The organism is Streptomyces albospinus (assembly GCF_014648695.1).
GTDB lineage: Bacteria > Actinomycetota > Actinomycetes > Streptomycetales > Streptomycetaceae > Streptomyces > Streptomyces albospinus.
In genome coordinates, this window is the sequence record NZ_BMRP01000011.1 from 42933 (window position 1) to 67707 (window position 24775).

The window sequence follows — 24775 nt, forward strand, 5'->3', positions numbered from 1 at the left end:
CCGCGGGCGGCTGACCACTCCAGCCGCCCGCGGGCGGCCGGCTGCTGCCGTTGCTGCCGTGCTGCGCTGTGCGGTGGCTCACTTCGAGGACGGCGGGGTGCTCTTCCGCGCCGGGCCCGACGCCGGCTTGCGCTGTGCGGTGGGCTTCTTGCCCCCACCGGGCTTGGGCTGCGTCGACGCGGTGGCCTTGGCCTCGGTACGGGTCCCGTTGGCGGGCACGGTCCTCGGACGGGCGGTGGCCTCCGAGCCGTTCTTCGCGTCGCGGTTGTCCGCCTGCTCCGGCTCGATCGCCACCGCCAGCTCCTCGACCTGCTCGGCGGCCCCGCCGCGCCAGGTCTGCACGGCGCCCCGGCCGCGCTCGGCCAGCTCGTCGTACGTCTCGCGGGCCTGCACGGCGACCTCGGCGGCCCGGCCGACGCCGCGCAGCGCCAGCTCCTGGGCCTGGTCGCGGAACTTCTTCAGATCGCCGTCCAGCGAGCCCAGCAGCTCGGCGAGCTTGTCCTGGGCCTCCTTCGCCTGCTTGGCGACCAGCGCCTGGACGTCCTTGGGGTCGGTGCTGCGTACGGACTCGAAGCGCTTGGGCGCCTCGGCCCGGATCCGCTCGACCAGCTGCGGCACCTCGCCGAGCTTCTCGGCGGCGAGATCGGCGGTGCCGGCCAGCGCGTACAGCGGGGTCGCGTCGGTCAGGGCCTTGCGGAGGTCATCGGTGGAGATGGCCATGACGTGGTTCCTCCTGGAAACGAATGCGGTTGCTCAGGTGGCGTGCGGGCCGCCGTCGGCCTCTGCCTCATGGGGGTGTGTCGCGCCGGAGCCGTCCTCTTGGCCGCTCGCGTCGCTGTCGTCCGTGCCGCCGCTGCCGAGCCCGTTCTCCTTGCGGAAGGACTCGTAGATCTGGAGCAGCACCTGCTTCTGCCGCTCGTTCAGCGACGGGTCGGTGAGTATCGCGGTCTGCACCTCGACCCCGTCCAGACCGTGCCGCTCATCGAGGATCCCGGCCTGGACGTACAGCGTCTCCGCGGATATCCGCAGCGCCTTGGCCAGCTGCTGCAAGATCTCCGCGCTCGGCTTGCGCAAGCCGCGCTCGATCTGGCTGAGATACGGGTTCGACACCCCCGCGGCATCGGCCAGCTGCCGCAGGCTCAGCTGCGCCGTGCGCCGCTGCTCCCGCAGAAACTCGCCGAGATTGCCGACATTGAGTGATGCCATGTCTCGATGGTGCCCGCTGGTGCTAACTTTTGCAAGCAAGCGCTAGCTGGAGTGTGCCCACCTGCGGAGCCCGCCCGTGGCCGAGGCCGCCGCCGTCCGCGTCGCCCCGCCAGTACTGCGCGTACCCCACGGGCACGCCCTCGGCCAGTACGAGGAGCGGCGCGACCTCCGGGCGGCGCCGCCCCGCGTCCTTCGCGGCCACTTCCGCACGCGACACCGGGACGCCGCCCCAGTGCGCCGCGAACTCCGGATGGCGCCGCGAACTCCGGATGGCGCCGCGAACTCCGGATCGGCGAACCGGCCCGCCGGCAGGTCCAGGTCGCCCTCGGGCCTGGGGGCGAGGCGCGTCGGTGCCCCGCTGAGGGTGGGCCCGCCGGGCCTCCGCCGCCCCTCGCTCCGTCCTTCCGCCGGCACGCCCGGCCTTACCCCTTCGCGGACGGCCGGTACGTGCACACGTGGACGCCGGTGCTGCTGCTGACCGTGGAGACCAGCTCCAGCGGGCGCTGCACACCGTCGTCGGGGAAGATCGTCTTTCCGCCGCCGAGCAGCACCGGCATGATCACGAGCCGGAGTTCGTCGACCAGTCCCTCGCGCAGCAGGGTGCGGACGAGGGTGGGGCTCCCCATGACCAGCAGGTCGCCGCCCTCGGCCCCGTGCAGCTCCCGGATACGGGCCACCGCCTCGTCGCCGGGGATGCGGGTGGTGTGGTCCCACGTCAGCTCGTCTTCGCTCAGCGTGTCGGACACGACGTACTTCGGGATGGAGTTCATCCGGTCGGCGAACGGGTCGCCGGCCCGCTCGGGCCACGCCGCAGCCATCGTCTGCCACGTACGGCGCCCGAAGAGCAGCGCCTCGGCCTTGGTCAGCGCGTCGGCGAAGGCGCCGCCCACCACCTCGGGGTCGAAGAACGGGTGCGACCAGCCGCCGTGGGCGAAGCCGCCGTCGGTGTCCTCCTCGGGGCCGCCCGGCGCCTGCACGACGCCGTCCAGGCTGATGAACTCGCTGATCACGATGCGCATGGGACTCGCTCCTCCGGTTTTCGCTTCGGGGTGACGGCAAGGGAGACTGCCACGCCGCACGGAAATCATCGCGCCCGAGGGAACCCGCGAGCGTGATGTGGCGCACACGCGCCCGCCGGTGCCCGCGTAGCGCCGCGCGTGCGCCGCCGCCCCGCCCTACCGTGGGGCGGATGAGAAAGGATCACCGGCTCCGGCGGCTGGTCGTCGGCGAGGAGCGCTGGCTGTGGTCGGTGCGCCACCGGCACGACGAGCGGACGCCCTGCCGCGAGGTCCTCTCGCTGCGCCGCGACGGCACCCGGGCGGCGCTCCGCATCGTCTTCCGGGCCGGCCCGGGACGGTGGGTGCCCGATGGGCTGCTGCACTCCGGGGCGGTCATGGACGAGCGGTGCCGGGTGCTCAACCTGCACGAGCCGGGCACCGTACGCCGCCTCCTCGACGAGGCGCGATCGCGCGGCCGGCTGCCGACGGCCCCCGGCGAGACGGAGCTCGACGGCTGGCCGCTGTTCGACGCGATCGTCGAGGACGGCCGCAACTGAGCCGGTGCGCGAAGGGCGTTGCCCCCACCGCGTACCGCCTACGCCCTACTGCCTACGCCCTACCGCCTACCGCTCACGCCCTACCGCCTGCCGCCCCCCCGCAGCTCACATACCGCAGCTCACTTCCCGCCGCTCACTTCCCGCCCTTCACTCCCTGAGCCAGAAGCCGGTGGTCTCCCGCCAGGCGTCCAGCAGACGCGTATCACCGAGGACCTCGATACCGCTGCCGTCGCCCTGGGAGGGAAGCCGGCCGTAGACGAGCAGGAGGAGGCCGGACAGCGGGCCGCGGACCGTGACGGTGGCGGGCCCGGCGGCGTCCGCCGGGCGCTGCCAGGTGAGCGCGTCCTCCCCGAGGCCGACCAGCCAGTCCGCCGCGGCCTCGGGGGCGGTGCCGGTGGCCTGGAAGCGGAGGGTGCGACCACGCCCCATGAACTCCCGTATCCCGGGCCCTGATGCCAGTGTCACCGGCAGTGAGCCGAAGGACATCCACTCGTCGAGACCGTCGACGGCGAGGTCGTCGGCGACCGTGAACCGCCCGATGCGGGAGTGCGGGCCGGAGCCCGGGGCCGTCGCGAACGTCGCGTCCGCGCGGTGGACCACCGTCTCATGGGCCATCCGGCGCGCCCAGAACACCGGCGTCCCACCCGGGGCGACGGTCCACACCTCGGCGTCGGGACCGGCGCTGCGCAAGGTGTCCGCCAGCTGCTCGGCGCCCTCGGTGAGCCAGGCGCAGAGCGCGGCCGGATCCTCGTCCGGGGCACCGGAGACGTCGTTGACGCGCTCCTCGGAGACGGGGGACGTCGCCCGGGTCCGGACGATCTGCTCCACCCAGCGGTGGGCGCCGCCGATATGCCGTATCAGCTCGCGCAGCGTCCAGCCGGGGCAGGTGGGGACGGGCGCCGCGAAGTCCGCGCCGTCGACATGGGACCTCAACAGCGCGGTCTGCGCGGTGATTTCGGCACAGTGCCGGTCAAAGCTCAGCGAAGCCATGCACCCACCGTAAAACGCGCCACTGACAAGGCTCATCGGGTTTTCGCCGCCTCCGGCCCGTCCGGCCGGGTGCCGATGACGACCGTGGCGTAGAGCTCGTCGCAGGTGGCCACCCGGGGGGTCAGGCCGTTACGGGCGAAGGTCTCGACGGCCTGCGGTGCCTGGAGTTCGCTCGTCTCGACCAGCAGATGGCCGCCGGGCGCCAGCCACTCCGGCGCCACCGCGGTCACCCGCCGCAGCACATCGAGCCCGTCCGCGCCGCCGTCGAGCGCCACCAGCGGCTCGTACTCGCGCGCCTCCGGGGGCAGCAGCCCGACTTCTTCGGTGGGGACGTACGGCACGTTGGCCACCAGGACGTCGATACGGCCCCGGAGGCGGGCGGGGAGCGGAGCGAAGAGGTCGCCCTCGTAGACCTCGCCGCCGGCCGCGGTGACGTTCCGGCGGGCGCAGCGCACCGCCGCCGGCTCGATGTCGGCGGCGTACAGCTCGACCCCGTCCACCGCCGCGGCCAGCGCGGCGCCCACCGCGCCGGAGCCGCAGCACAGGTCGACGGCCACCGTGCCGCCGCCGGTCCGCCCGGCGGCCCGGCGGCCCAGGTCGACGGCCTGGCCGAGCAGGAACTCGGTGCGCCGCCGCGGTACGAAGACCCCGGGGCCCACGGAGACCCGCAGCCCCGCGAACTCGGCCCATCCGAGGACGTGTTCCAGGGGCTGCCCGGCCGCCCGCCTCGCCACCATGGCGGCGAGATCGGCCGGCGTCGCCGCGGTGGAGATCAGCAGTTCGGCCTCGTCCTCGGCGAAGACACAGCCGGCGGTGCGGAGCGCGGTGATGACGGCGGAGCGGGAAGGCCCGGCCGAGCGAAGCGACGGAGAAGCCAGGGGTGGTGACGGGGGTGATGACGGGTATGACGACATGGGGAACCTTTCGGGACGCCGATGGGCGCTTCCCGGGTCACGTCTGTCGGTCGGTCACCTGAATCGGGGCGACGCACGGACATGAGACGGGAGCACCTGCCTGGTCTGGCGGGGAATCGGTCTCACCTCCTTGGGTGGTGCGCTGATGGCCTGCGGGTACTGGTGCATGGCTGTGCCAGTGGCCGGGGCAACAGTACCTGACCTGGGTAGTGTCCCTGTATGCCCTTCGCCGATGAGCGGCACACGGTCACGATCTCGGCGTACCGCCCCACGTGGCCCGAGGAGTTCGAGCTGCTGGCAGCGAGGCTGCGGGCGGCGCTGGGGGATCAGGCCGTGGCGGTCGACCATGTGGGGTCGACGTCGGTCCCCGGATTGCCGGCCAAGGACTGTATCGACGTCCAGGTGCGGATGCGGTCCCTGGACACGGCGCGGGATGCCGTTGATGGCCGCGATCGGCTTCCGGTGCCGTCCCGAGCCCTGGAACGGCACGGGAACCCCTTCCGGCCGCCGCTGCGCCAAGCTCGTCTTCGCACCGCCTGCCGGAGCCCGTACCTGCAATGTCCGCCTACGGGAGCACGGTGGCCCCAACTCCCGTTATGCGCTGCTGTTCCGCGACTGTCTGCGGGCCGATGCGGCGGCCCGGGACGCCTCGGGCGCATTCAAGCGGCGGCTCGCCGTCACCCGTACGGAGCCGCGGTCGGCGGCGGGATCTGGTGCGCCGCCATCGCCGGGCTCTCGGTCTACGCGGCGCGGCAGCCCGTCGCCCGGCTGGAGTTCGGGCGGCGGCACGGTGCGATGATCGCCGCATGGGGGCTGCTCTATGTGGCGGTGCTGGTGCCCGGCATGATCTGGTTTCAGGGTGCCGCGGTCTGGTGGGTGTCGGGGGCGGTGCTGGTTGCGCTTCCCGGCCTGATAGGCGGTTATCTGGAGGCTCGACGGTGACGGATCCGCACAGTGCGACCACCCCGCCGCCGGAGTCCGCGGCGCCGGGCGGGGCGGCCCCGCGCGCGGGAAGTGCGGGAAGCGCGGGCAGCCATCCGCGCCATGGGCTCGACGAGGTCATCCACGCCCCGGTGCGCTTCTCCATCGTGGCGACCCTGGCGGCTGCCGGCAAAGCCGAGTTCGCGTTCGTCCGCGACACGGTCGAGGTGAGCGACTCGGTCCTGTCGCGGCAGGTGGCGACTCTGGAGAAGGCCGGCTACATAGCGGTCACCAAGGGGTATGTGGGCAAGCGCCCGCGCACCTGGCTCTCCCTCACGGAACACGGCCGGACCGCGTTCGCGGCGCACTGCCAGGCGCTGCGCGCGATAGCCGGCGGCGGCTGACGGCGGCGGGTGGCGGCGGCCGGGGCGGCGGTTCCGGAGCGATGTTGACTTTGAGCGCTCTCCAACTCATACCGTCTGCAACGGAATGCGGAAGTCCCCGCAGCCACGCCACACACACCACACCACAGCCGCTGTCGCCGTGGCCCTCGCCACCGCATGCGCAGCACGTACCAGGAGGTAGCAGCATGTCGGAGATTTCCACGCGTCACCTTGGTGAACTGGCGGTTTCCGCCCAGGGACTCGGGTGCATGGGGATGAGCCACGGGTACGGGTCCTCGGACGACGACCAGTCGATCGCGACCATCCACCGTGCGCTCGACCTCGGTGTCAGCCTGCTGGACACCTCCGACTTCTACGGGGCCGGGCACAACGAGGAACTGATCGGCCGGGCCATCGCCGGGCGGCGGGACGAGGTCGTGCTGGCGACCAAGTTCGGCTTCGCCAACCGGCTCGGTGAGCCGACCCGGATCCGTGGCGACGCCGCCTACGTACGCGAGGCGTGCGACGCGTCGCTGCGCCGGCTCGGCGTCGACCACATCGACCTCTACTACCAGCACCGCGTCGACCCCGACGTTCCGATCGAGGAGACCGTCGGGGCGATGGCCGAACTGGTCGAGGCGGGCAAGGTGCGGCACCTCGGACTCTCCGAGGCGGGTGCGGAGACCATCCGGCGGGCGCACGCGGTGCATCCGATCGCCGCGTTGCAGAGCGAGTGGTCGCTGTGGACCCGGGATCTGGAGCGGGAGATCGCGCCGGTGTGCCGCGAACTCGGCGTCGGCCTGGTGCCGTTCTCGCCGCTCGGCCGCGGTTTCCTGACGGGGCGATACACCTCTGTCGAGGGCCTGGCGGAGACCGACGTGCGCCGCACCCAGCCGCGCTTCGCCGACGGCAATCTGGAGCAGAACCTCGCCATCGTGGAGAAGCTCAACGAGCTCGCCGCCGAAAAGGGCGTCACCGCCGGGCAGTTGGCGCTGGCCTGGGTGCAGCACCGGGGCGACGACGTCGTGCCGATTCCGGGCACCCGCCGCCAGAAGTACCTGGAGGAGAACCTGGCCGCGCTGGAGGTGACGCTGTCCGCCGACGAGCTCGGCGCCATCGACGCCGCGGCCCCGATCGGCCGGGTAGCCGGCACGCGCTACGACGAGGGGAACCTGTCGTTCGTCGGCCGGTGACGCATCGGGAGGCGTGAGCGGTACGTACGGGCGGCGGCCCGAGAGGCATGTGCCTCGCCCCATGGGCCGCCGCACGTCGTCTCTCGGGCCGCAGAAGCAGATCCCGTGGCCGGGGGCATCAGCCCCGAGGCCGGGGCCCCGGCGCCTCGGCCCGGGGCGCCGGCCCCTCCCGCCCTCAGGCCGGGGACATCACTTCATAGAGATTGCGGTCGGCGTCGACGAAGAACAGGCCGCGGGGACACAGGGGGTGGTCGATGCGGTGGTTGTCCGGGTGGGCGGGGTCGTTGCCGTAGGGGATGCCCGCGGACCGGAGGCGGGCCAGGATCCCATCGAAGGTTTCCGGGTCGACGTCGAAGGCCAGGTGGTGCCCTTCGGGGTCCGGGACGGCCATGAAGTCGAGGGTGAGGGTGTCGTTCACCCGGACCGGGGCGAAGTGGCCGTTGCGGCCGGCCGGCGGCAGCTCCGGGAGGCCCATGACCGAGGCGAGGAAGCGGGCCGCCGCGCGGTGGTCGGTGGCCGGGACGATGGTGTGGTTCAGGGTGACGGCCATCAGTTGCTCCCGGGGCTCTTCAGGGTGCCGTGCAGGAGTACGGAGAGGAGTTCCTGGGGGGTGAGCGGAGCGTCGGCCTCGCTCACCGGTGTGGTCATGCGGGTGAAGAGCAGGCCCAGGAACGCGGAGGCGACGCGCTCGGGGCTCAGGCGCAGCGCGTCCCGGTCGGGCTCGATCAGCTCGGCCACGGCGTCGCGCAGCGCGGCGAGGGACTGCGCCCGGCTGTCCTGCGGGGGGCGTTCACCGGGCCCGGCGTCGGGCGTCCGGTCGCGGCCACGCCGGTGCCCGGAGGCGTAGAGACTGCCGACGACGGCGCCCATCCGCTCCATGTGGGCGCAGAGTGCCTCGGCGGCTTCGGTGAGCCGGACGTCCAGCGGCTCGTCGAGGGGGATGGAGGCCAGCTCGCGCAGCACGTGTTCCGTGCCGACGGCCTCTGCCACGCAGGCGTCCAACACCTCGTCCTTGTCCTTGAACGCGCGGAAGATGGTCGCCTCGCCGATACCGGCGGCGCGGGCGATCTGGCTGGTGGTGACGGCTGCACCGAACTCCGCGACGAGGGGCAGCGTCGCCGCGACGATCATGGCCCGGCGCTGCTCGACGTTCATGCCGGGGGCACGGCGTCGGGGCGCAGGGGACTCCTGAGGAGCTGTGGATGATGTCATGCACTCCACGGTACGGAGTGAGCGCTCACTCCGTCAAGCGTTCTGCGCAACAGGCGTGGGCACGGGGACATCCCTAAACTCTTTGCCGTGCGACAAGACCGCCGGCCGCCACCCACTGCCCCCTGATCGCCGGCCGCCGGTCTCACCATCTGCGAGCCCCCGATCCGAGGGGAGGGCGGCACACCATGGACTGGAAACTTGAGCTGGTGCCGATTCCGGTGAGCGATGTGGAACGGGCCAAGCGCTTCTACAGCGAGCAGGTGGGGTTCGCCGTCGACCACGACATCTCGCTCGGCGACGGCGTGCGCATCGTGCAGCTGACACCGCCCGGTTCCGGGTGCTCGATCGTCCTGGGGGCCGGCAGCGGCGTGGCCGGCGGGAGCCCCGGCTCGGTGCAGGGCGTTCAGCTGGTGGTGCCCGATGTGGCCGCGGCCCGCGGCGAGTTGCTCGCGCGCGGGGTGGCGGTCGGGCCCGTACGGCATGTGGAGAACGGGGCGATGGTCGACGGGCCCGGCGGGGCGTGGAATTCGTTCGTCTACTTCCGCGACCCGGACGGAAACGGCTGGGCGGTGCAGCAGCGGCCCGCCGAAGGGGGCGGCTGAGCGGTCAGGCCCCCTCAGGGGGGCGCTGCGGACGGGGGCCTCCAGGTGGGCCATGTGGGCGCGGCCCTCGGTGTCCGGAGGGGCCGGGGCCCCTCGCGGACACCCGTCCAGCGCCCACGGCGGCAGCAGGACACGTCCAGCCTGCCGCAGGCGTACGGGCCGTTGCGTGCGCTCATACGATCGCGCCGAGGTGCACGGCGGCCCCTTGTGTGAAGCGGGACGGCCGCGGAATGGATGTCCGCGGTCACAGGCCCTGGGCGGCCATCCATTCCGGGTCGGGGTCGATGGTCTGGAGCACCTCGATCAGGGTTCCTTCCGGGGCCCACACGTTGAAGCGGCGCTGACCCCAGGGTTCGTCCCGCAGCGGTTCGGCGATGGGGACGCCCTTGGCGCGCAGCGCGGCCTCCTCCGCGGCGGCGTCCGCCACCAGGAAGCCGAGGAGCACGCCGCCGGTCTCCTGCGCGCGGAAGCGCTCGGGCATGGCCTCGTGGCCGCGCACCGTGAAGTCCAGGTGGAAGTCGGGGTGTTGGGGGTACTGAAGGCTGGCGTACCAGCCGAGGTCGGCCAGCGGCTCGAAGCCGAAGTGATCGACGTAGAAGCGGACGCTGGCGGCGACGTCGTCGGTGAGCAGGGCGGTGCCGAGTTTGGCGAAGCGCATGGGGGTCCCCTCCGTTATGAGTGCCGCACGACGCGGCAACCACTCCATTTGTAGTACTCTACCTGTAGTGGTTGCAAATCCTTGATGGGGCAAGGTTTCCGGAAGGGAAAAGAGGAGGTCCGACGGCATGGTGCGAAACCCGGAACGGCGTACGGCGTTGGTGGACGCCGCGATCGAGGTGCTGGCACGGGACGGCGTGCGCGGGCTGACCTTCCGCGCCGTCGACGCGGAAGCGGCGGTGCCGGCGGGCACCGCCTCCAACTACTTCACCGGCAGGGACGATCTGCTGGCCCAGGTCACCGGGCAGATCCACCAGCGCATCGCGCCCGATCCGGCCGAGGTGACCGCCGTGATGCAGGCGCCGCCGACCCGGGCGCTGGTGGCCGAGTTGATGCGCTGGATCAATCGCCGGGTCGCCGAGAACCGCACCGGATACCTGGCGATGCTGGAACTGCGGCTGGAGGCGACCCGGCGGCCGGAGCTGCGGACGGCGCTGACCCAGGTCATCCGCGAGACGCTGGACGACGACATCCGCTTCCACCTGGAGGGCGGACTGCCCGGCGACCGTACGGCCGTGGTGCTGATCTATCTCGCGATGACCGGACTGATGCTGGAGCAGCTCACGCTGCCCGGCGTGGTGCCGGAGGAGGAGACCGACGGGCTGATCGCGGCGCTGGTCGACCGAACGGTCAAACCCGACTAGGCGGCGTACGGGCGCACCGTACGGGCCTCCCTCAGGGCCACGGCCCACCAGGTCAGCTGGCGGAGCAGGGCGTCGGCGGCCTCGGTTGCGGGGCCCGGGTCGCGCAGCTGCCCCGCCTCGTCGAAGGGCTTGCCGGTGAGCGCGAAACTGACCGTCTCGCGAACCGTCGTGGCATGCAACTCGGCGAAAACCAGACGCAGTTGCTCGACCGCGCGGAGGCCGCCGGAGATCCCGCCGTACGACACGAAGCCGACCGGCTTGGCCCGCCACTGCGCGTACAGCAGGTCGATGGCGTGCTTGAGCGGGGCCGGGAAGGAGTGGTTGTACTCCGGGGTGATCACGACGTAGGCGTCCGCCTGCTCGACGCGCTTGGCGAAGGACTCGAACTCCTCGCTGCCGGGCCGGAGTTCGTACGGGCGGATGACGTCCAGGTCGATGACGTCGAGGTCGATCTCCGGGTGGGTCGAAGCGTGTCGGGTGAACCAGTTCGCGACGACCGGGGCGAACCGCCCCTCCCGGGTGCTGCTGACGATGACGGCGAGGGTGTAGCGGAGCGGGGACATGCAGGGCCCTTCGTCGTGGATGGACTTGCGCGGCGCTGTCGCCGCGTCACACCCAGACGCTAAAACCCCAATCAAACTTGAGGTCAAGGGGTGGGGATACGGCACCCCCGCCCCGCCCTCACTCCGCCCCGAACAGCTTCAGCAACTCCGTCTTCTGGAACATCCGGGCCGTCTCGATCGCCGACGGCGTACCGGCCGCCGGGTCCGCACCGTGCGCCAGGAGGACCCTGACGACCTCGTCCTCCCCCTTGAACACCGCGCCGGCGATGGGGGTCTGCCCCCGGTCGTTGGCCCGGTCGGCATCGCCGCCGCGCCGCAACAGCGCCTCCACGGTGTCGGGGTGGCCGTGGTACGCGGCGAGCATCACAAGGGAGTCGCCCTTGTCGTTCGTCAGGTTGGCGGGCACGCCCGCGTCCACATACGCGGCGACGGTATCGGTGTCACCGTGCCGCGCCAGGTCGAACACCTTGGCCGCGAGTTGCAGTACCTCGGGGTCATGCGCGTGCTCGATCGCCTCGGGCCCCTGCGGCTCGGTATTCGCGTCGCTCATGGTCGCCGGCCTCCTGCTGTGGTGGATGGTGCGCTGTGTCATCGCCACTTTATGCAGGTCACCCCGGCTGCGGCAGCGGGGACGCAACGCCGTTTGCGGCGTACGGACCGGCCACCGGGCCCCGGACCGGCAGCACCGTCGGTCGGAGCCACCGGCCGGCGGTCGGCGACGGCGCAGGGCCGGAGGGATGTACCGGAGTGCGCCCGCAGGACCTGGAGCGGACGCCGGGGTGGTCCTCATCCACGGATCAGATGCGCCCGCGCCGTGGGGGTCCCCCAGCTGCCGCTGGGGGACCCCCACCCGGCCGAAGGCTGGGGGAGTACTCCGGTGCAGCCCTCCCGCCCCCACCCACCGGACGGAACCGCACAGCGGCCCGCCCCACCGCAGGCGGCGTAAAACGCACACCTCAGCGGCAGAGACGGGCAACCCCGGCGAGGCGAACCTCAGAACGCCGCGCGTATCTCCCCCACACGCACGCCCCCACCGTGGAGCGGCACGTCCTCGATGCGTGACAGCACCGGGTCGTCGATCCCCATGTGGCGCAGGACGCGGGCCAGAACCGGCCCCAGCGTGCGCGTCGCACCATCGTCGATCTTGAACGCGAGCGCCCGCCCATCAGGCAGGGCCAGCGCCTGCACGGCCTCGGCGCCCATCTTGGAGAGGGTGCCCGGCAGCGCCTGCATCAGCCAGGTGTCCGGCCGGCGCGTCCCCGCGACGTACTCGGGATGAGCGCGCATCGCATCGGCGACCCGGCGCTCCGGCGTCCCCGGCTCCGCACACACGAAGTACCGGAACGCCCGCGCCAGACCGGTGAGCGACAGCGACATCAGGGGCGCCCCGCAGCCATCGGTGCCGATGTGCGCGACATCCTCGCCACCGGCGGTGCGCACGACGTCGAGGATCAGCTGCTGGAGCGGATGCCCCTGCTCTAGGTACGTCTCCAGCGGCCAGCCGTTCAGCGCGCACGCGGCGAGCATCGCGGTGTGCTTCCCGGAGCAGTTCATCGTGAGCCGGTCGCGGACGTTGCCCGCCGCGAGGTAGTGCTCCGCCTCCTCCGGATCCAGGGGCAGGTCCGGCGGCGTCTGGAGGTGCTCGGCGGTGAGGTCGTACTCGGCGAGCATGGTGCGCACGAGATCGAGGTGGAACGTTTCACCGGAGTGGCTGGCGGCGGCCAGCGCGAGCCGCTCGCCGGAGAGGTCGAGGCCCGCGCGCAGGATGGCCGCGGCCTGCATGGGCTTGTTCGTGGAGCGCGGGAAGACGGGCGCGGTGACATCGCCGAGGGCCCAGTCCACGCTGCCGTCGGCCGCCAGCACCACCAGCGAGCCGCGGTGGCGTCCCTCGACGAAGCCGGAGCGGAACACCTCGGCGAGGACCGGAGACGACACCGGCGACACGGCCGGCACCGACGGCACGGTCGGCACGGACGCCGCCGACGGCACGGAAGCCGCCGACGGCACCGTCGGCACCCCCGACGACGGCTCGGGTATCGGGGTGGGCGAGGACGAGGTCATCGGCTGCCTTCCGGGGACATGACCGTGCCCCGGAGGCTTCTGGCCCGGTCAGGACAGCAGGTCGTCGACTTGCGCTTCACCTTCACGGTACCTGCGGGCGATTTCGGCACTGCACTCGTCCGTTGTCCGCTGCAACGACTGACGGCGCTGCGAGATCTGCCGCTCGTAGCGGATCAGCCGCGCCATCGCGTCGTGCAGCTCGTCGTCCGTACGGGCCGTGAGGTCCGACAGCTCGACCTCGCCGAGCATCTCGTCCGCCAGCCGTCGGTACTCCTCGCTGTGCGGCGTGCCGAGCGTCACATGCCGGGCGGACGAGCGCTGCCGCGACGGGACGTCCGTGAGGATCTCCGGAAGCCGGTCCAGGACCGGCGAGTGCGGCGCCGTACGGCGGGCGATCTCGGCCCGGAGGATGTCGATCCGGCCCTGGAGCAGCCGCCGCAGATAGCTGAGGTCGGCCTCCTCCTGCTGGGAGTCGCGGCGCACGACGCGGAGCTCGGGCAGCCCCAGGCCGGACAGCTCAGGGGTCTCGGACGGGCGGAAGCGGTCGCGCTGCTGCGGAGGGCGGGGGGTCTTCGACCGGCCTGCCTGGAGCATGGGGTCATCCTTGGTGCGGGCGGGCTCGCCGCGAGCCGGCGCCGGGGGCGTGGTGGTGGTCGGGGCGGCCGGGGTCTCCGGGGCGGTCGGTCTCGTACGGCCGGACGGCGGGGTGGGGTCGCCGGGCGCCGCACGTCCGGAGGATGGCGTGGCGCCGCCGGGAGTCGTACGGGCGGGTGGTACGGGGCCGGGGCTCTGTCCGGCGCCGATGGTGCTCATGAATCGTTCCGTCCCCTCGTCCGGTGCCGCATCCAGGGCATGTTGTCCGTGAAACGCACCGCGTGCACGCATCGTGCCACTCTGCGAGGTCCATGTGCAGGGCCATGGCACCCGAACGGCCCTTGTGGAGGTACCTGTCCCGAAGGCCCGGGGCCGCCCGGCATGATGGCGGGTATGCGAGCTGTGGTGCAGAGAGTGGATGGCGCGCGCGTCGTGGTGGCGGGCGAGACGGTCGGGGAGATCGTCGGAGAAGGGCTGTGCGTGCTGGTGGGGGTCACTCATGACGACACCCCGGAGAAGGCCGCGCAGCTCGCCCGGAAGCTGTGGTCGGTGCGGATTCTCCAGGGGGAGAAGTCCTGTTCGGACAATGGGGCGCCGCTGCTGGTGATCAGCCAGTTCACTCTCTACGGTGACGCCCGCAAGGGCCGTCGTCCCACCTGGAACGCCGCCGCGCCGGGGCCGGTCGCCGAACCACTGGTCGACGAGGTGGTGGCGCAGCTGCGGGCGCTCGGGGCGCAGGTGGCGACCGGGCGGTTCGGCGCGGACATGAAGGTGTCGCTGACCAACGACGGTCCGTTCACAGTGCTGTTGGAGGTCTAGGGCGCTGTTGGAGGTCCGGGGCCCGGCCGCGAGCCGCCCGTACGACTCCCGGCGGGGCCGCCGGGGCTCGTGTCTCCGCTCCCCGGCTCCGCCCCGAGCCCCGGACCCGCCCGAGCGCCGGACCCGCCCCCGCGCGCCCGCGGCTACGGCTCGACGACGACCTCCTGGGCCGCCGCGGTGTCGCCCGCCATCAGCCGGGCGTCGGTCGGTACGTTGCGCTTGACCAGCGCCAGCGCGATCGGGCCGAGTTCGTGGTGGCGGGCCGAGGTGGTGACGAAGCCGAGCTGGCGGCCCTCCTCGCCGTCCGCGGCCAGCCGTACCGGCGTGCCGTGCGGCGGGAGATGGACCTCGCTGCCGTCCAGGTGGAGGAAGACCAGCCGGCGCGGCGGCTTGCCGAGGTTTTGGACGCGGGCGACGGTCTCCTGGCCGCGGTAGCAGCCCTTCTGGAGGTGCACGGCGACGCCGATCCAGCCCAGTTCGTGCGGGATGGTGCGGTGGTCGGTCTCCAGGCCGAGCCGCGGGCGGTGGGCCTCGACGCGCAGCGCCTCCATGGCCAGGATGCCGATCGCCGGGCCGTTGGCGGCGGCGAACGGCTCCAGCTGCTCGCGGGGCAGGAAGAGGTCGCGGCCGTACGGGGCTTCGCGGACGACGGTGCCTTCGGGGGCGTCGGTGATGGAGCCGGCCGGCAGGTGCACCACGGCGATCTCGTCGGTGCGGTCGGCGATATCGACGCGGTAGAAGAACTTCATGCTGTCCAGGTAGGCGAGCAGCGCCTCCTGGTTGCCGGGTTCGGTGTGCATCCAGGTCGTCTCGCCGTCGTCGACCAGGTAGAGCGCGTGCTCGATGTGGCCGTGCGCGGAGAGGATCAGCGCCTCGGTGGCCTGGCCGGGCGGCAGGTCGCTGACGTGCTGGGTGAGCAGCAGGTGCAGCCAGCTCAGCCGCTCGGGGCCGGAGACGGTGATCACACCGCGGTGCGAGAGGTCCACGAAGCCGGAGCCGTCGGCGAGCGCACGTTGCTCCCGGAAGAGGTCGCCGTAGTGCGCGGCGACGCCTTCGTCGGGGGCCTCGGCGGGGACGGCGCCGGGCAGCGACAGCAGGGGGCTGGCGGATGAATGTCGCAGCATGGGGCCAGCCTACGACCAGGGGGCGCGGGCGCTAGCTGGCGCCCTTGGCGGGCTCGGCGCCCTGGGTGGGCCCGGTGCTCTGGGCGGCCTGGGCGGCCTTGGCCGCGCAGCCCTTGCACCGGCCGAAGATCGCGAAGTGCTTCATGTCCGTCTCGAAGCCGAACTGCTTGCGGAGCGCGGCGGCGAACGGCTCGGCGACCGAGAGGTCGGCCTCGATGACGTCGGTGCAGTCGCGGCACACCAGGTGGATGTGGTGGTGCCGGTCGGCGAGGTGGTACGTCGGTGCGCCGTGCCCGAGGTGGGCGTGGCTGACCAGGTCCAGCTCCTCCAGCAGCTCCAGGGTGCGGTAGACGGTGGAGATGTTGATGCCGCCCGCGGTCTTGCGCACCTCGTTGAGGATGTCGTCGGGGGTGGCGTGCTCCAGTCTGTCCACCGCTTCCAGCACGAGTTGCCGCTGCGGGGTCAGGCGGTATCCGCGCCTGCGGAGGTCGCTCTGCCAGTCGGTGGTCACCACACGGCCAGTGTAGGAGGGCGGTCAGCCCGTGTGCACGCCCCGCAGATAGCGGGCGAGGTTGCTGATGGCGGTGGGGTTGCGGGGGCTCTCGACGAGGTCGGCGTAGTCCATGACGTAGATCCGGTGGTGCTTGATCGCGGAGACGTTCGCGAGCGGGGCGTAGGACTCCAGGAACGCCTTCTTCCGGGCGGCGGAGGTGTCGCCGTAGTTGTTGATGACGATGACGTCGGGGTCGCGGGCGACGACGGTCTCCCAGCCGACGGTGGTCCAGGAGTCGTTGAGGTCCTTCATGACGTGGTCGCCGCCGGCCTTGGTGATGATGTCGTGCGGTCCGGCGTACTTGCCCGAGGTCAGCGGTTTGTCGCGGCCGTCGTCGTAGAGGAAGACGGAGGGGCGGTCGGCGGGGGCGGGGGCCTTCGCGGCGGCCTCGGCGACCTGGGCCTTGTAGCGCGCGATCAGGGCGTCGGCGCGGTCCTCCACGTGGAAGAGCTTTCCGAGCGCCGCCAGGTCGGTGTAGAGCGCCTCCAGGGGCGGCATCACCCCGCGGGCGCCCCCGCCGGGGCCCTTGCGGCAGGACTCGGTCAGCACATAGCTGTCGATGCCGAGCTTCTTGAGGGCGGCGGGGGTGAGGCCGTTGTCCTCGCCGAAGCCGTAGTTCCAGCCGGCGAAGACCAGGTCGGCCCTGGCGTCGAGGGCTATCTCCTTGGTGATGGCCTTCTTGGACAGCCACGGGACCTTGTCGTACGCGGCCTTCCACGGGACGGCGGCGAGATCGCCCTTGTCGTCGGGCATGACGTAGCCGGCCATCCGGTCCTCCAGGCCGAGCGCGAACATGATCTCGGTGATGCCGACGTCGTTGGTGACGACCCGGCGGGGCGGGCGGGAATAGGTCGTCCGCGTACCGCAGTTGGTGATCGCGACGGGGTGGCGGTCCGAGGGGCGGTGAGCGGCGGTGTCGGTGTCGGGGGCCACGTGCGCGCCGCAGCCGGTGAGCGCGAGGGCGAGGACGGCGAGCAGGGCGGCGGGGCGGCGGACAGGCATGACGCTCCTCATGACGGGGGCGGGGACGGGGGAGTGTCCAGGCGGTCGAACAGCAGCTGGAGGGCGCCCGATTCGGGATGGCGTACGCGGTGCGCGCGGACGCCGAATACGCCGGCCAGCAGCTCCGGCGTGAGGACGTCGTGCGGCGGTCCGGAGGCGGCGATCCGGCCGTCGGCGATGACGTAGAGCTCGTCGCAGTGCACGGCGGCCAGATTGAGGTCGTGCAGCGCGGTCAGCACGGTCGGCCGTCCCCCGGACTCCGGCCGGGTCGGGGCCCCCGCAGCGGTGGCCGGGGGCGTGCGCCCGTCGCGGATGAGTGCCAGGACCTCCAACTGCTGGGCGATGTCGAGGTGGTTGGTGGGTTCGTCGAGGACGAGCACCTGCGGTTCCTGGGCGAGCGCGCGGGCGATGAGCACGCGCTGCTTCTCGCCGCCGGAGAGGCCGAGGAAGCCGCGGCCGGCCAGGTGGGCCGCGCCGACCCGGGACAGCGCGCGCTCGCAGACCTCGGTGTCCGCGGCGCTCGCCCGGCCCGAGCCGCGCTGGTGCGGCAGCCGCCCCATCGCGACGACCTCGGCGGCGGTGAAGTCGAAGTCGGTGCCCGCCTCTTGGGGGAGCGCGGCCAGCAGCCGGGCGCCCTCGCGGGCGGTCATGGCGTGCAGATCGCCGCCGTCCAGCCGTACGGTCCCGGCCGCCGGGCGCAGGGCCCGGTAGACACAGCGCAACAGGGTTGACTTCCCACTGCCGTTGGGGCCGACGAGTCCGATGAGCCGGCCGCTGCCGGCGCTGAGGGTGATGTCGTGGACCAGGCGCCGCCCGGCCACCTCCACCGACAGGTCCGTGATGTCGATCCGCATCAGGCGCCGCCTCCGAAGGTGTAGCCGCGCCGCCGCATCAGCAGCACGAAGCAGGGCACGCCGATGACGGCGGTGATGACCCCGACCGGCAGTTCCACGGGCGCCAGCAGGACCCGCGAGAGCAGATCGACCCACACCAGCAGCACCGCGCCGAGCAGCGGGGCGACGGCCAGCACCCGGCGGTGGTCGGCGCCGACCAGCATCCGGGTCACATGCGGCACCATCAGCCCGACGAAGCCGATCGCGCCGCTGACCGCGACCACCGCGCCGGTGACCGCGGCGGCCACCACGAACAGTTCGCGGCGCAGCCGCCCGGCGTCCACGCCCAGGGCGGCGGCGGTCTCGTCGCCCATGGCCAGCGCGTTCAGCCGGCCCGCGGAGAGCGAGAGGTGGGCCAGTGCCGCGGTGACCGCGACGGCGGCGATCGGCACCGAGCCCCAGCCGGCGCCGCTCAGGCTGCCGAGCAGCCACATCATCGCCGAGCGGGCCGCCTCGCCGCGGTCGGCGGTGAACACCATCAGCGTGGTGATCGCGGAGAAGCCGTAGTACATCGCGGTGCCGGTGAGCACCAGCCGCAACGGGGTCAGCCCGTGGGCCGTACGGGCGGCGGCGTAGACCAGGGCCATGGCGATGAGCGCGGAGGCGAAGGCCGACACGGACAGCGCCCAGACGCCGAGGGCGGCCAGCGCCCCGAAGAGCAGGACGGCATTGGCGCCGACCGCCGCGCCGGAGGAGATGCCGAGGACGAAGGGGTCGGCGAGCGCGTTGCGGACCAGCGCCTGGACGGCGACGCCGATGGCGGCGAGGCCGGCGCCGACGACCGCGGCGAGCACGGCGCGGGGGAAGCGCAGTTCCCAGACGATGGTGTACGCGGCGACCTCGTCGGCCCGGATGGTGCCGCCGGTCAGTCCGGCGCCCAGATAGCGCAGCACCTGCGGCCAGCCCACGCCGGCGGCGCCGAGGCCGACGCCGCACAGGACGGAGCCGAGGAGGACGACGACGAGGGCGGCCACCAGGGGGGTGGTACGGGTGGGGGGTGCCAAGGGGCGCACGCCTTCGGCTCGGGCCGTGCGTACGGAGGCCCGTACGGGAAGGAGCGGCGGCCCGGAGCGCGGGGCAGGGCGGCGTCCCCTCGCAGTCCACGGCGAGTTGTCAGGATCCTGCGCCGCCGCGGGCGATCGGGCTTACGGAAGGGGCTTCCGCTTACCGTTGCGGGTCAGCGCCGGATTCTCACCGGACTTCCCCCGCGGGGCGCGTCCAGGGCCCGCCCGATGGGTCGGGCCCTGGCTGGTGGTGCCGGTCAGCCCTCGTAGGGCGTGCCGTCGGGGCGGAAGAACGAGACCCCGTCCGGCATGTCGGCGGGCAGGCTCTCGGCCCACTCCTTGAGGTCGGTGACCTTCTTGAGGTGCGCGGACATGTACGGGCGCAGGGGCACGTCCGGGGTGGTCTTCTCGCCGACCCACATCAGGTCGCTGTTGACGTAGCCGTAGAGCCGCTTGCCGCCGCTGTACGGCCCGGCGACGGCGGTGCGCGCGACGGCGTCGGTGGCCAGGTCGATCTGCGGCTTCTTGTCGGCGAGCTCGCCGTACCAGATCTCGGCCACGCCCTGGTCGCGGATCATCACGACCTCGACCTTGCGGTCCGCGTCGATGCGCCAGTAGCCGCTCTCGGTCTCCAGCGGGCGGACCTTCTTGCCCTCACTGTCGAGCACCCAGCTGTGCGAGGTGTATTCGAGGAAGTCGCGGCCGTCGTGGGTGAAGATGACCTCCTGGCCGAAGTTGCACTTCTCGGCGCCGGGGAAGTCGGAGACGCCCGCGCCCTCCCAGCGGCCGAGGAGGAAGGCCAGCGGTACGAGGGACGGGTTCAGGTCGGACGGGATCTCGATCATGAGCTCAGGCGATCTAGTAGAGGATCGGCAGGAGCGCGCGGCGGCGCTCCCATGAAGGGCGGGACGGCCGGTCGGTCAGCGCTGGCCCTGGTACAGCTTCTTCCAGGTCAGGCCGGCGAACGCGATCACGCCGACGGCGACCAGGACGAGCAGGGTGGTGAAGACTGCCTCAAGCACGAGCGCGCTCCTTGGGCGGAGTGACGTATTACGGACCGCCTGTGAGTCTAGTCGGCGCTTGTGGGGCCGGCGCTGTGAGGTCCACCGCGCCGCGGTGCGGCCGGGCAAGCGGCCCGGCTCTAGTCTTTCCCCATGGCGAAGAAGCTCGTGATCAAGGTGACGGCGGGTGCGGATGCGCCCGAGCGGTGCTCGCAGGCGTTCACGGTGGCGGCGGTGGCGGTGGCCAGCGGTGTCGAGGTGTCGCTGTGGCTGACCGGGGAGTCGGTGTGGTTCGCGCTGCCGGGCAAGGCGGCGGAGTTCGAGCTGCCGCACGCCGCGCCGCTGCCGGAGCTGATCGACGGGATCCGGGCGGGCGGTGGGGCGATCACCGTCTGCACGCAGTGCGCGGCCCGGCGCGGCATCGAGCAGAAGGACCTGATCGACGGGGCGGGGATCTCGGGCGCCCAGGTCTTCGTCAGCGAGATCATGCCGGAGGGCGTGCAGGCGCTGGTCTACTGAGCGCGTCCGGCCCGGCGTCCTGCGCCGCTGCGCCTACTGCTGCCGGCGCTGCTGGTCGTCCCGGTCGTCCAGCTCGCGCCACCAGCGGTCGGACTCCGGGTCGCCGCACTCGTCCCACCAGCGCTCGCCGGGCTCCCGGCGGTTGCCGATGACCGCGGCGACGGGCGGGATGACCATGGCGACCAGGCACATGGCCACCGCAGCCGGCACCGACCACAGCCGCACCACGCTCCAGGCCAGCACGAACAGCACCAGGCAGACACCCATCAGGACGAAGTACCTGCGGTGGCGGCGCTGCGGTGCGGTCAGCGGGCGGTGCGCATGCGCGTGCATACGTCCACGGTAAGTCCGCGGCGGGCCGGAAAGAAGCCCGGGAAGCCCCCGGGAGGCCCCCGAAGCCGCCCGGGAACCGGTCCCGGAACGGCGCGGAGGGCCGCACCCCCAGCCAAGGCGTCCAAACCCCTGGGGTGCGGCCCTCCGGCCCTGCGGATCCGTGCACCGGATCCGCAGTCGTGTGCCGTCAGACGGCGATGGCGACCTCCGCCAGTCCGCCCTTCTGGGCGACGACCGTACGGTCCGCGGTGCCGCCCGGGACGAGCGCCCGCACGGTCCAGGTGCCCTCGGCCGCGTAGAAGCGGAACTGTCCGGTCGCCGAGGTGGGAACCTCTGCGGTGAACTCGCCGGTGCTGTCCAGGAGTCGGACGTAACCGGTGACGGGCTCGCCGTCGCGGGTCACGCTGCCCTGGATCGTGGTCTCACCGGGCTTGATGGTCGAGGCGTCGGGGCCGCCGGCCTGTGCTCCACACATAGGGGTACTTCCTTGAGGGGTGAGGGAGAAAGCTCTCTGGGTTACTTGTTGGCGCCGAGCTCGATCGGGACGCCGACCAGCGAGCCGTACTCGGTCCAGGAGCCGTCGTAGTTCTTGACGTTGCTCTGGCCGAGCAGCTCGTGCAGCACGAACCAGGTGAGCGCGGAACGCTCACCGATACGGCAGTAGGCGATGGTGTCCTTCGCGAGGTCGACGGACTCCTCCTCGTAGAGGGCCTTCAGCTCCTCGTCGGACTTGAACGTGCCGTCGTCGTTGGCGTTCTTCGACCACGGGATGTTGCGGGCGCTGGGCACGTGGCCGGGGCGCTGCGACTGCTCCTGCGGGAGGTGGGCGGGAGCGAGCAGCTTGCCGCTGAACTCGTCGGGCGAGCGGACGTCGACCAGGTTCTTGCTGCCGATCGCGGCGACCACGTCGTCACGGAAGGCGCGGATCGAGGTGTCCTGGGCCTGGGCCTGGTACTCGGTGGCGGGGCGCTGCGGCACCTGCGCACCGTCGACCAGGTCGCGGGAGTCCAGCTCCCACTTCTTGCGACCGCCGTCGAGCAGCTTGACGCTGCCGTGGCCGTAGAGCTTGAAGTACCAGTAGGCGTAGGACGCGAACCAGTTGTTGTTGCCGCCGTAGAGGATGACGGTGTCGTCGTTGGCGATGCCCTTCTCGGACAGCAGCTTCTCGAAGCCCGCCTGGTCCACGAAGTCGCGGCGCACCGGGTCCTGGAGGTCCTGCTTCCAGTCGATCCGGACGGCGTTCTTGATGTGGTTCTTCTCGTAGGCCGAGGTGTCCTCGTCGACCTCGACGATGACGACCTTGGGGTCGTCGATGTGGGCCTCGACCCAGTCGGCGTCTACGAGGACGTCGCTACGGCTCATGTTCTTCTCCTCCGGGGCAGTTGCGGGGGGCGGGGTTGAGGGGTGCGCACGGGTACTCCCGAGGGAGCGCGGCGTGGCCAGGGGCACGCGGCGCTGCGCGGGGGATCTCGTGAGGGGGACGGCCTCAGGGGGCGGGCCGGCCGGACGGCGACGGGAGCGGACGGCCCGTCAGGCAGGGCGACAGAGCATGGCGGCGACGCGGCACAGGTCGACTGCCCGCCGCTTCGTGAGTACCGCCTGTCCCCGTGGACGGAGACCGCTCAATGCGCTCTGCATGCCACCGATCGTAGGGACGGAGAGCGGGGCATGTCACCGGTGTGTCAAATGGCGAGATGAGATTGTCCGCGATGTGGGATGCGTGCGGCCCCGGAGCGGGCTCGCGCCGCCGCGCGGGGCGTCGGTGCAGGTGGGGGGTCTGGTCTGCGGACCGGGGTGTCTCAGGGTGTGGACGGGTGACGGTCCGGTGGGCGGTCCGCCACCCGTACGGGTGGGTCAGCCGGTGAGCTTGACGTTGCTGCCGGACGCGGTGACCGTGATCCCCTGTGCGGTCGTGGTGACCTTCTCCAGCTTCAGGTTGCCGGGCAGCTGGTCCAGCTTCCAGCCGTGGTCGGTCTGCGCGCGGACCGAGCGCTCGCAGCCGGGGATGGCCCGGCACATCGCCGGGATGCCGTCGGCTCGCACCTGGACGGTGTCGCCGTGGATGATGTCGATCGAGCCGGTGACGTCCAGCGAGCTGAGGATCGGGACGTTGGGCGAGATCTTGACCTGGGCGCGGCCGTTCTTCTCGCCGCCGTAGCTGATCTTGACGCCGCCGCCCGCCGCGTTGGTCAGGTCCGCGAAGCTGATCTCGGCGGTGGCGGTGGCCGAGCCCGCGCTCTCGATGGAGGAGTAGTCGCTGGTCAGCGCGACGTCGTAGAACTTCGCCGACAGGTGCTTGAGGGTCAGCGTGCGCCCCTCGGACTTGGCCGCGAGGTGGTCGAGGTCGGCGTCGACCTCCTGGAGGTTGCGGCCCGCGACCTGGGTCAGGAACGGGAAGCCCTTGATGGAGACGTCGGGGGTCGAGGTGATCCCCTGCATGGAGCGGAGCTTGTCCGCGGCCTTCCCCTCGGCGAAATTGACCGCGAAGCGGTCGGCGGCCACGAACAGCCCCCCGAATATGACGACGAGAACCAGCAGCACCTTGAGTGCGCGCATCGAACCACTACCCCCAGACAATGAGAGCCGGGCCGGGTGTCGCGCCCGGCCGTTTCGTCCACTCCAGTACGCGCCGGCCCCCAGCCCGCGCTTCGGGGAACCCTAGACGACCCGGTCGGGGGAACGGGAGCGGCGGCCGTGCCGAGCGCGGAATCGTGCGCTCGGCACGGCCGCCGGAGGTGTGCGCGGGGCACGGGTCCCACGGGACGGCCGTACGGCCCGGGGTCACCCCAGGGCGCGCCCCAGGACGTACACCGCGGGTGCCGCGAGGGCCAGCGGCAGGGCGACGCCGGCCGTCATGTGGACGAAGCGGGACGGGTAGTCGTAGCTGGCCACCCGGAGGCCGATCAGGGCGCAGCCGCCGGCCGCCAGGCCCAGCACGGCGCCGGACTGGCCCATCCCGGTCAGCTGCCCGGCCGCGATGCCGGCGCCGGCCGCGGCCAGCAGGGCGATGACGAGGGACACCACGGAGGGCAGCGGCACCGCGCGGGCGAGGGTCGCCAGCGCGACCGCGGCGGCGCCGACCACCACCGCGTTCGGATCGGCGGCCAGCTGGCCGGAGGCGAGCACCGCGAGCGCGGACGAGGTCAGGCCCGCGGTGAGCGCGTACATGCGCTCGTCCGCGCTGCTGCGGTTGCGCAGCTGGAGGACGAGCACCAGCAGGCACCACACGCCGAGCGTGCCGAGGGCCACCAGCGGCGCGTCCTCATGGGGCGTCGCCAGCAGCGCGACATCCGTGGTCACGCCGCCGAGGAAGGCCAGCGCGATGCCCTGGCGGGCGGGCCACATGCCGTTCAGCCGGAACCAGCCGGCGGCGGTGACGGCCTGGAGCAGCACCACCGGCACGCAGAGGACCGGGCGGGCGAGGGGCGCGGCCACCGCGATCAGCAGCGCGAGCACGGCGGTCAGCGCGGCCGGCTGGATGCCCGGCGGGATGATCGGCGAGCGGCCCTCGGCGCGGGCGATCTGGTTGGGCTTGAGCGGCGCGGTGGTGACGGGCCCGTTGGCGGCGCGCGCCGGCTGGGGGGCGGTGGTGGCGGCCGGTGCGGGCCCGGCCGGTGTCATGCCGGCGGTGGCCATGGTCTGGTGCTGGGCCGGGACCTGCGCGGCGTAGGCGTCCTGCCCGTAGGGGGCCGGGTGCGGCTGCGCGTACGGGTCGGGACTGCCGTATCCGTAGGGCTGATGCGGCGGCTGCGGCTGATGCTGCGGCGGCTGCTGGACATAGGCGTCGTACGGCTGCTGTCCGTACGGGTCGCCGTAGGCCCGCTGCGGGTCGTACCCGGGGTGCGGGTGCGGGGGAGCGTAGCGGGAGGTGTCGCCGTGTAGCGGCGGCGTTGAGGGGTGGTGGTCGGGTGACGGGGGAGCGTAGCGGGAGGTGTCGCCGTGTAGCGGCGGCGTTGAGGGGTGGTGGTCGGG

The 24775-nt window shown here is 72.4% G+C and carries 32 protein-coding genes and 1 pseudogene; 9 read left to right on the top strand and 24 right to left on the bottom strand.

The annotated features are described in order from the left end of the window. Window positions 1-78 precede the first annotated feature (78 nt). The 3 genes from IEZ17_RS16945 to IEZ17_RS16955 form a co-directional block, all read right to left on the bottom strand. Window positions 79-720, bottom strand: coding sequence for a hypothetical protein (locus tag IEZ17_RS16945; protein WP_189300964.1), 642 nt, complete (start codon window positions 718-720; stop codon window positions 79-81). A gap of 33 nt (window positions 721-753) precedes the next feature. Then, on the bottom strand, window positions 754-1206 hold the full coding sequence (locus tag IEZ17_RS16950; RefSeq protein WP_189300966.1) for a helix-turn-helix domain-containing protein: 453 nt from the start codon (window positions 1204-1206) through the stop codon (window positions 754-756). Between the two features lie 422 nt (window positions 1207-1628). Further along, window positions 1629-2225 (bottom strand): dihydrofolate reductase family protein, encoded by a 597-nt coding sequence (locus tag IEZ17_RS16955; RefSeq protein WP_189300968.1) that lies wholly within the window; start codon window positions 2223-2225, stop codon window positions 1629-1631. Between the two features lie 170 nt (window positions 2226-2395). On the opposite strand from IEZ17_RS16955, the gene IEZ17_RS16960 reads away from it, so the two are divergent. Continuing rightward, the gene (locus IEZ17_RS16960; RefSeq protein WP_189300970.1) at window positions 2396-2761 is read left to right on the top strand and encodes a hypothetical protein; all 366 of its coding nucleotides are present in this window, start codon (window positions 2396-2398) and stop codon (window positions 2759-2761) included. Window positions 2762-2908: 147 nt separating this feature from the next. Here the strand turns inward: IEZ17_RS16960 and IEZ17_RS16965 are convergent, their stop codons facing one another. Then, a complete protein-coding gene (locus tag IEZ17_RS16965; protein ID WP_189300972.1) occupies window positions 2909-3751 on the bottom strand; it encodes a maleylpyruvate isomerase N-terminal domain-containing protein in 843 nt (280 codons plus the stop codon). Between the two features lie 32 nt (window positions 3752-3783). Next, on the bottom strand, window positions 3784-4665 hold the full coding sequence (locus tag IEZ17_RS16970) for a putative protein N(5)-glutamine methyltransferase (RefSeq protein ID WP_189300974.1): 882 nt from the start codon (window positions 4663-4665) through the stop codon (window positions 3784-3786). Between the two features lie 219 nt (window positions 4666-4884). Between IEZ17_RS16970 and IEZ17_RS43855 the strand changes: the two are divergent. The 4 genes and pseudogenes from IEZ17_RS43855 to IEZ17_RS16990 all read left to right on the top strand — a co-directional run. After that, window positions 4885-5043: pseudogene (locus IEZ17_RS43855) on the top strand (GrpB family protein); the annotation flags it as partial. A 64-nt stretch (window positions 5044-5107) separates the two neighbouring features. Further along, the gene (locus IEZ17_RS43860; RefSeq protein WP_268249829.1) at window positions 5108-5464 is read left to right on the top strand and encodes a GrpB family protein; all 357 of its coding nucleotides are present in this window, start codon (window positions 5108-5110) and stop codon (window positions 5462-5464) included. Between the two features lie 139 nt (window positions 5465-5603). Further along, entirely contained in the window at window positions 5604-5990 is a 387-nt protein-coding gene (locus IEZ17_RS16985; protein ID WP_373299840.1) for a winged helix-turn-helix domain-containing protein, read from the top strand. Window positions 5991-6175: 185 nt separating this feature from the next. Beyond that, a complete protein-coding gene (locus tag IEZ17_RS16990) occupies window positions 6176-7162 on the top strand; it encodes an aldo/keto reductase (protein WP_189300978.1) in 987 nt (328 codons plus the stop codon). Window positions 7163-7337: 175 nt separating this feature from the next. Here the strand turns inward: IEZ17_RS16990 and IEZ17_RS16995 are convergent, their stop codons facing one another. Both IEZ17_RS16995 and IEZ17_RS17000 read right to left on the bottom strand, forming a co-directional pair. After that, window positions 7338-7712: a VOC family protein gene (locus IEZ17_RS16995; RefSeq protein ID WP_189300979.1), complete on the bottom strand. Its 375-nt coding sequence runs from the start codon at window positions 7710-7712 to the stop codon at window positions 7338-7340. Next, window positions 7712-8293, bottom strand: coding sequence for a TetR/AcrR family transcriptional regulator (locus IEZ17_RS17000; protein ID WP_189301254.1), 582 nt, complete (start codon window positions 8291-8293; stop codon window positions 7712-7714). The genes IEZ17_RS16995 and IEZ17_RS17000 overlap by 1 nt, the downstream gene beginning before the upstream one ends. 266 nt (window positions 8294-8559) lie before the next feature. Here IEZ17_RS17000 and IEZ17_RS17005 point away from each other — a divergent pair, with 266 nt between their 5' ends. Continuing rightward, the gene (locus IEZ17_RS17005) at window positions 8560-8976 is read left to right on the top strand and encodes a VOC family protein (protein ID WP_189300981.1); all 417 of its coding nucleotides are present in this window, start codon (window positions 8560-8562) and stop codon (window positions 8974-8976) included. Window positions 8977-9220: 244 nt separating this feature from the next. Here the strand turns inward: IEZ17_RS17005 and IEZ17_RS17010 are convergent, their stop codons facing one another. Further along, complete coding sequence (locus tag IEZ17_RS17010; RefSeq protein WP_189300982.1) at window positions 9221-9634, bottom strand: VOC family protein; 414 nt, start codon at window positions 9632-9634, stop codon at window positions 9221-9223. A 127-nt stretch (window positions 9635-9761) separates the two neighbouring features. Between IEZ17_RS17010 and IEZ17_RS17015 the strand changes: the two genes are divergently transcribed. Further along, window positions 9762-10337 carry a TetR/AcrR family transcriptional regulator gene (locus tag IEZ17_RS17015; protein ID WP_189300984.1) on the top strand — a complete coding sequence of 192 codons (576 nt, stop codon included), beginning with the start codon at window positions 9762-9764 and terminating at the stop codon, window positions 10335-10337. Here IEZ17_RS17015 and IEZ17_RS17020 read toward each other — a convergent pair. The 4 genes from IEZ17_RS17020 to IEZ17_RS17035 all read right to left on the bottom strand — a co-directional run bounded on the left by IEZ17_RS17020 (window position 10334) and on the right by IEZ17_RS17035 (window position 13774). Continuing rightward, a complete protein-coding gene (locus IEZ17_RS17020) occupies window positions 10334-10900 on the bottom strand; it encodes an NADPH-dependent FMN reductase (protein WP_189300986.1) in 567 nt (188 codons plus the stop codon). The two genes, IEZ17_RS17015 and IEZ17_RS17020, sit on opposite strands and share 4 nt — an antisense overlap. A gap of 118 nt (window positions 10901-11018) precedes the next feature. Continuing rightward, on the bottom strand, window positions 11019-11450 hold the full coding sequence (locus IEZ17_RS17025) for an ankyrin repeat domain-containing protein (protein ID WP_189300988.1): 432 nt from the start codon (window positions 11448-11450) through the stop codon (window positions 11019-11021). Window positions 11451-11893: 443 nt separating this feature from the next. Continuing rightward, the gene (locus tag IEZ17_RS17030; protein ID WP_229852329.1) at window positions 11894-12961 is read right to left on the bottom strand and encodes an asparaginase; all 1068 of its coding nucleotides are present in this window, start codon (window positions 12959-12961) and stop codon (window positions 11894-11896) included. 48 nt (window positions 12962-13009) lie between these two features. Then, the gene (locus IEZ17_RS17035) at window positions 13010-13774 is read right to left on the bottom strand and encodes an RsiG family protein (RefSeq protein WP_189300989.1); all 765 of its coding nucleotides are present in this window, start codon (window positions 13772-13774) and stop codon (window positions 13010-13012) included. A 174-nt stretch (window positions 13775-13948) separates the two neighbouring features. Between IEZ17_RS17035 and dtd the strand changes: the two genes are divergently transcribed. Beyond that, window positions 13949-14374, top strand: coding sequence for a D-aminoacyl-tRNA deacylase (gene dtd / locus IEZ17_RS17040; RefSeq protein ID WP_189300991.1), 426 nt, complete (start codon window positions 13949-13951; stop codon window positions 14372-14374). Window positions 14375-14517: 143 nt separating this feature from the next. Here dtd and ygfZ read toward each other — a convergent pair whose 3' ends face one another. The 6 genes from ygfZ to IEZ17_RS17070 form a co-directional block, all read right to left on the bottom strand. Beyond that, on the bottom strand, window positions 14518-15498 hold the full coding sequence (gene ygfZ, locus IEZ17_RS17045) for a CAF17-like 4Fe-4S cluster assembly/insertion protein YgfZ (RefSeq protein ID WP_189300993.1): 981 nt from the start codon (window positions 15496-15498) through the stop codon (window positions 14518-14520). 31 nt (window positions 15499-15529) lie between these two features. Continuing rightward, window positions 15530-16012 carry a Fur family transcriptional regulator gene (locus IEZ17_RS17050; protein WP_189300995.1) on the bottom strand — a complete coding sequence of 161 codons (483 nt, stop codon included), beginning with the start codon at window positions 16010-16012 and terminating at the stop codon, window positions 15530-15532. A gap of 21 nt (window positions 16013-16033) precedes the next feature. Further along, window positions 16034-17053, bottom strand: coding sequence for an ABC transporter substrate-binding protein (locus IEZ17_RS17055; RefSeq protein ID WP_189300996.1), 1020 nt, complete (start codon window positions 17051-17053; stop codon window positions 16034-16036). Window positions 17054-17061: 8 nt separating this feature from the next. Beyond that, window positions 17062-17907, bottom strand: coding sequence for an ABC transporter ATP-binding protein (locus IEZ17_RS17060; RefSeq protein WP_189300998.1), 846 nt, complete (start codon window positions 17905-17907; stop codon window positions 17062-17064). Then, window positions 17907-18950 carry a FecCD family ABC transporter permease gene (locus IEZ17_RS17065; RefSeq protein WP_189301000.1) on the bottom strand — a complete coding sequence of 348 codons (1044 nt, stop codon included), beginning with the start codon at window positions 18948-18950 and terminating at the stop codon, window positions 17907-17909. The genes IEZ17_RS17060 and IEZ17_RS17065 overlap by 1 nt, the downstream gene beginning before the upstream one ends. Window positions 18951-19207: 257 nt before the next feature. Further along, on the bottom strand, window positions 19208-19795 hold the full coding sequence (locus tag IEZ17_RS17070; RefSeq protein WP_189301002.1) for a heme-binding beta-barrel domain-containing protein: 588 nt from the start codon (window positions 19793-19795) through the stop codon (window positions 19208-19210). 309 nt (window positions 19796-20104) lie between these two features. Between IEZ17_RS17070 and IEZ17_RS17075 the strand changes: the two genes are divergently transcribed. After that, window positions 20105-20470 (top strand): DsrE family protein, encoded by a 366-nt coding sequence (locus tag IEZ17_RS17075; protein ID WP_189301004.1) that lies wholly within the window; start codon window positions 20105-20107, stop codon window positions 20468-20470. A 33-nt stretch (window positions 20471-20503) separates the two neighbouring features. On the opposite strand, the gene IEZ17_RS17080 is transcribed toward IEZ17_RS17075, so the two are convergent. From IEZ17_RS17080 to IEZ17_RS17100, 6 genes are all read right to left on the bottom strand, one after another. Continuing rightward, complete coding sequence (locus IEZ17_RS17080) at window positions 20504-20803, bottom strand: DUF3099 domain-containing protein (RefSeq protein ID WP_189301006.1); 300 nt, start codon at window positions 20801-20803, stop codon at window positions 20504-20506. A 187-nt stretch (window positions 20804-20990) separates the two neighbouring features. After that, window positions 20991-21278: a DUF1416 domain-containing protein gene (locus IEZ17_RS17085; protein ID WP_016579053.1), complete on the bottom strand. Its 288-nt coding sequence runs from the start codon at window positions 21276-21278 to the stop codon at window positions 20991-20993. Window positions 21279-21319: 41 nt separating this feature from the next. Further along, complete coding sequence (locus tag IEZ17_RS17090; protein WP_189301008.1) at window positions 21320-22165, bottom strand: sulfurtransferase; 846 nt, start codon at window positions 22163-22165, stop codon at window positions 21320-21322. A gap of 168 nt (window positions 22166-22333) precedes the next feature. Beyond that, window positions 22334-22441 carry an Ms5788A family Cys-rich leader peptide gene (locus IEZ17_RS44450; RefSeq protein ID WP_351473977.1) on the bottom strand — a complete coding sequence of 36 codons (108 nt, stop codon included), beginning with the start codon at window positions 22439-22441 and terminating at the stop codon, window positions 22334-22336. A gap of 216 nt (window positions 22442-22657) precedes the next feature. Next, on the bottom strand, window positions 22658-23359 hold the full coding sequence (locus IEZ17_RS17095; protein WP_189301010.1) for an LmeA family phospholipid-binding protein: 702 nt from the start codon (window positions 23357-23359) through the stop codon (window positions 22658-22660). 225 nt (window positions 23360-23584) lie between these two features. Beyond that, a partial coding sequence (locus IEZ17_RS17100) for a hypothetical protein (RefSeq protein WP_229852330.1) occupies window positions 23585-24775 on the bottom strand: 1191 nt, incomplete at its 5' end.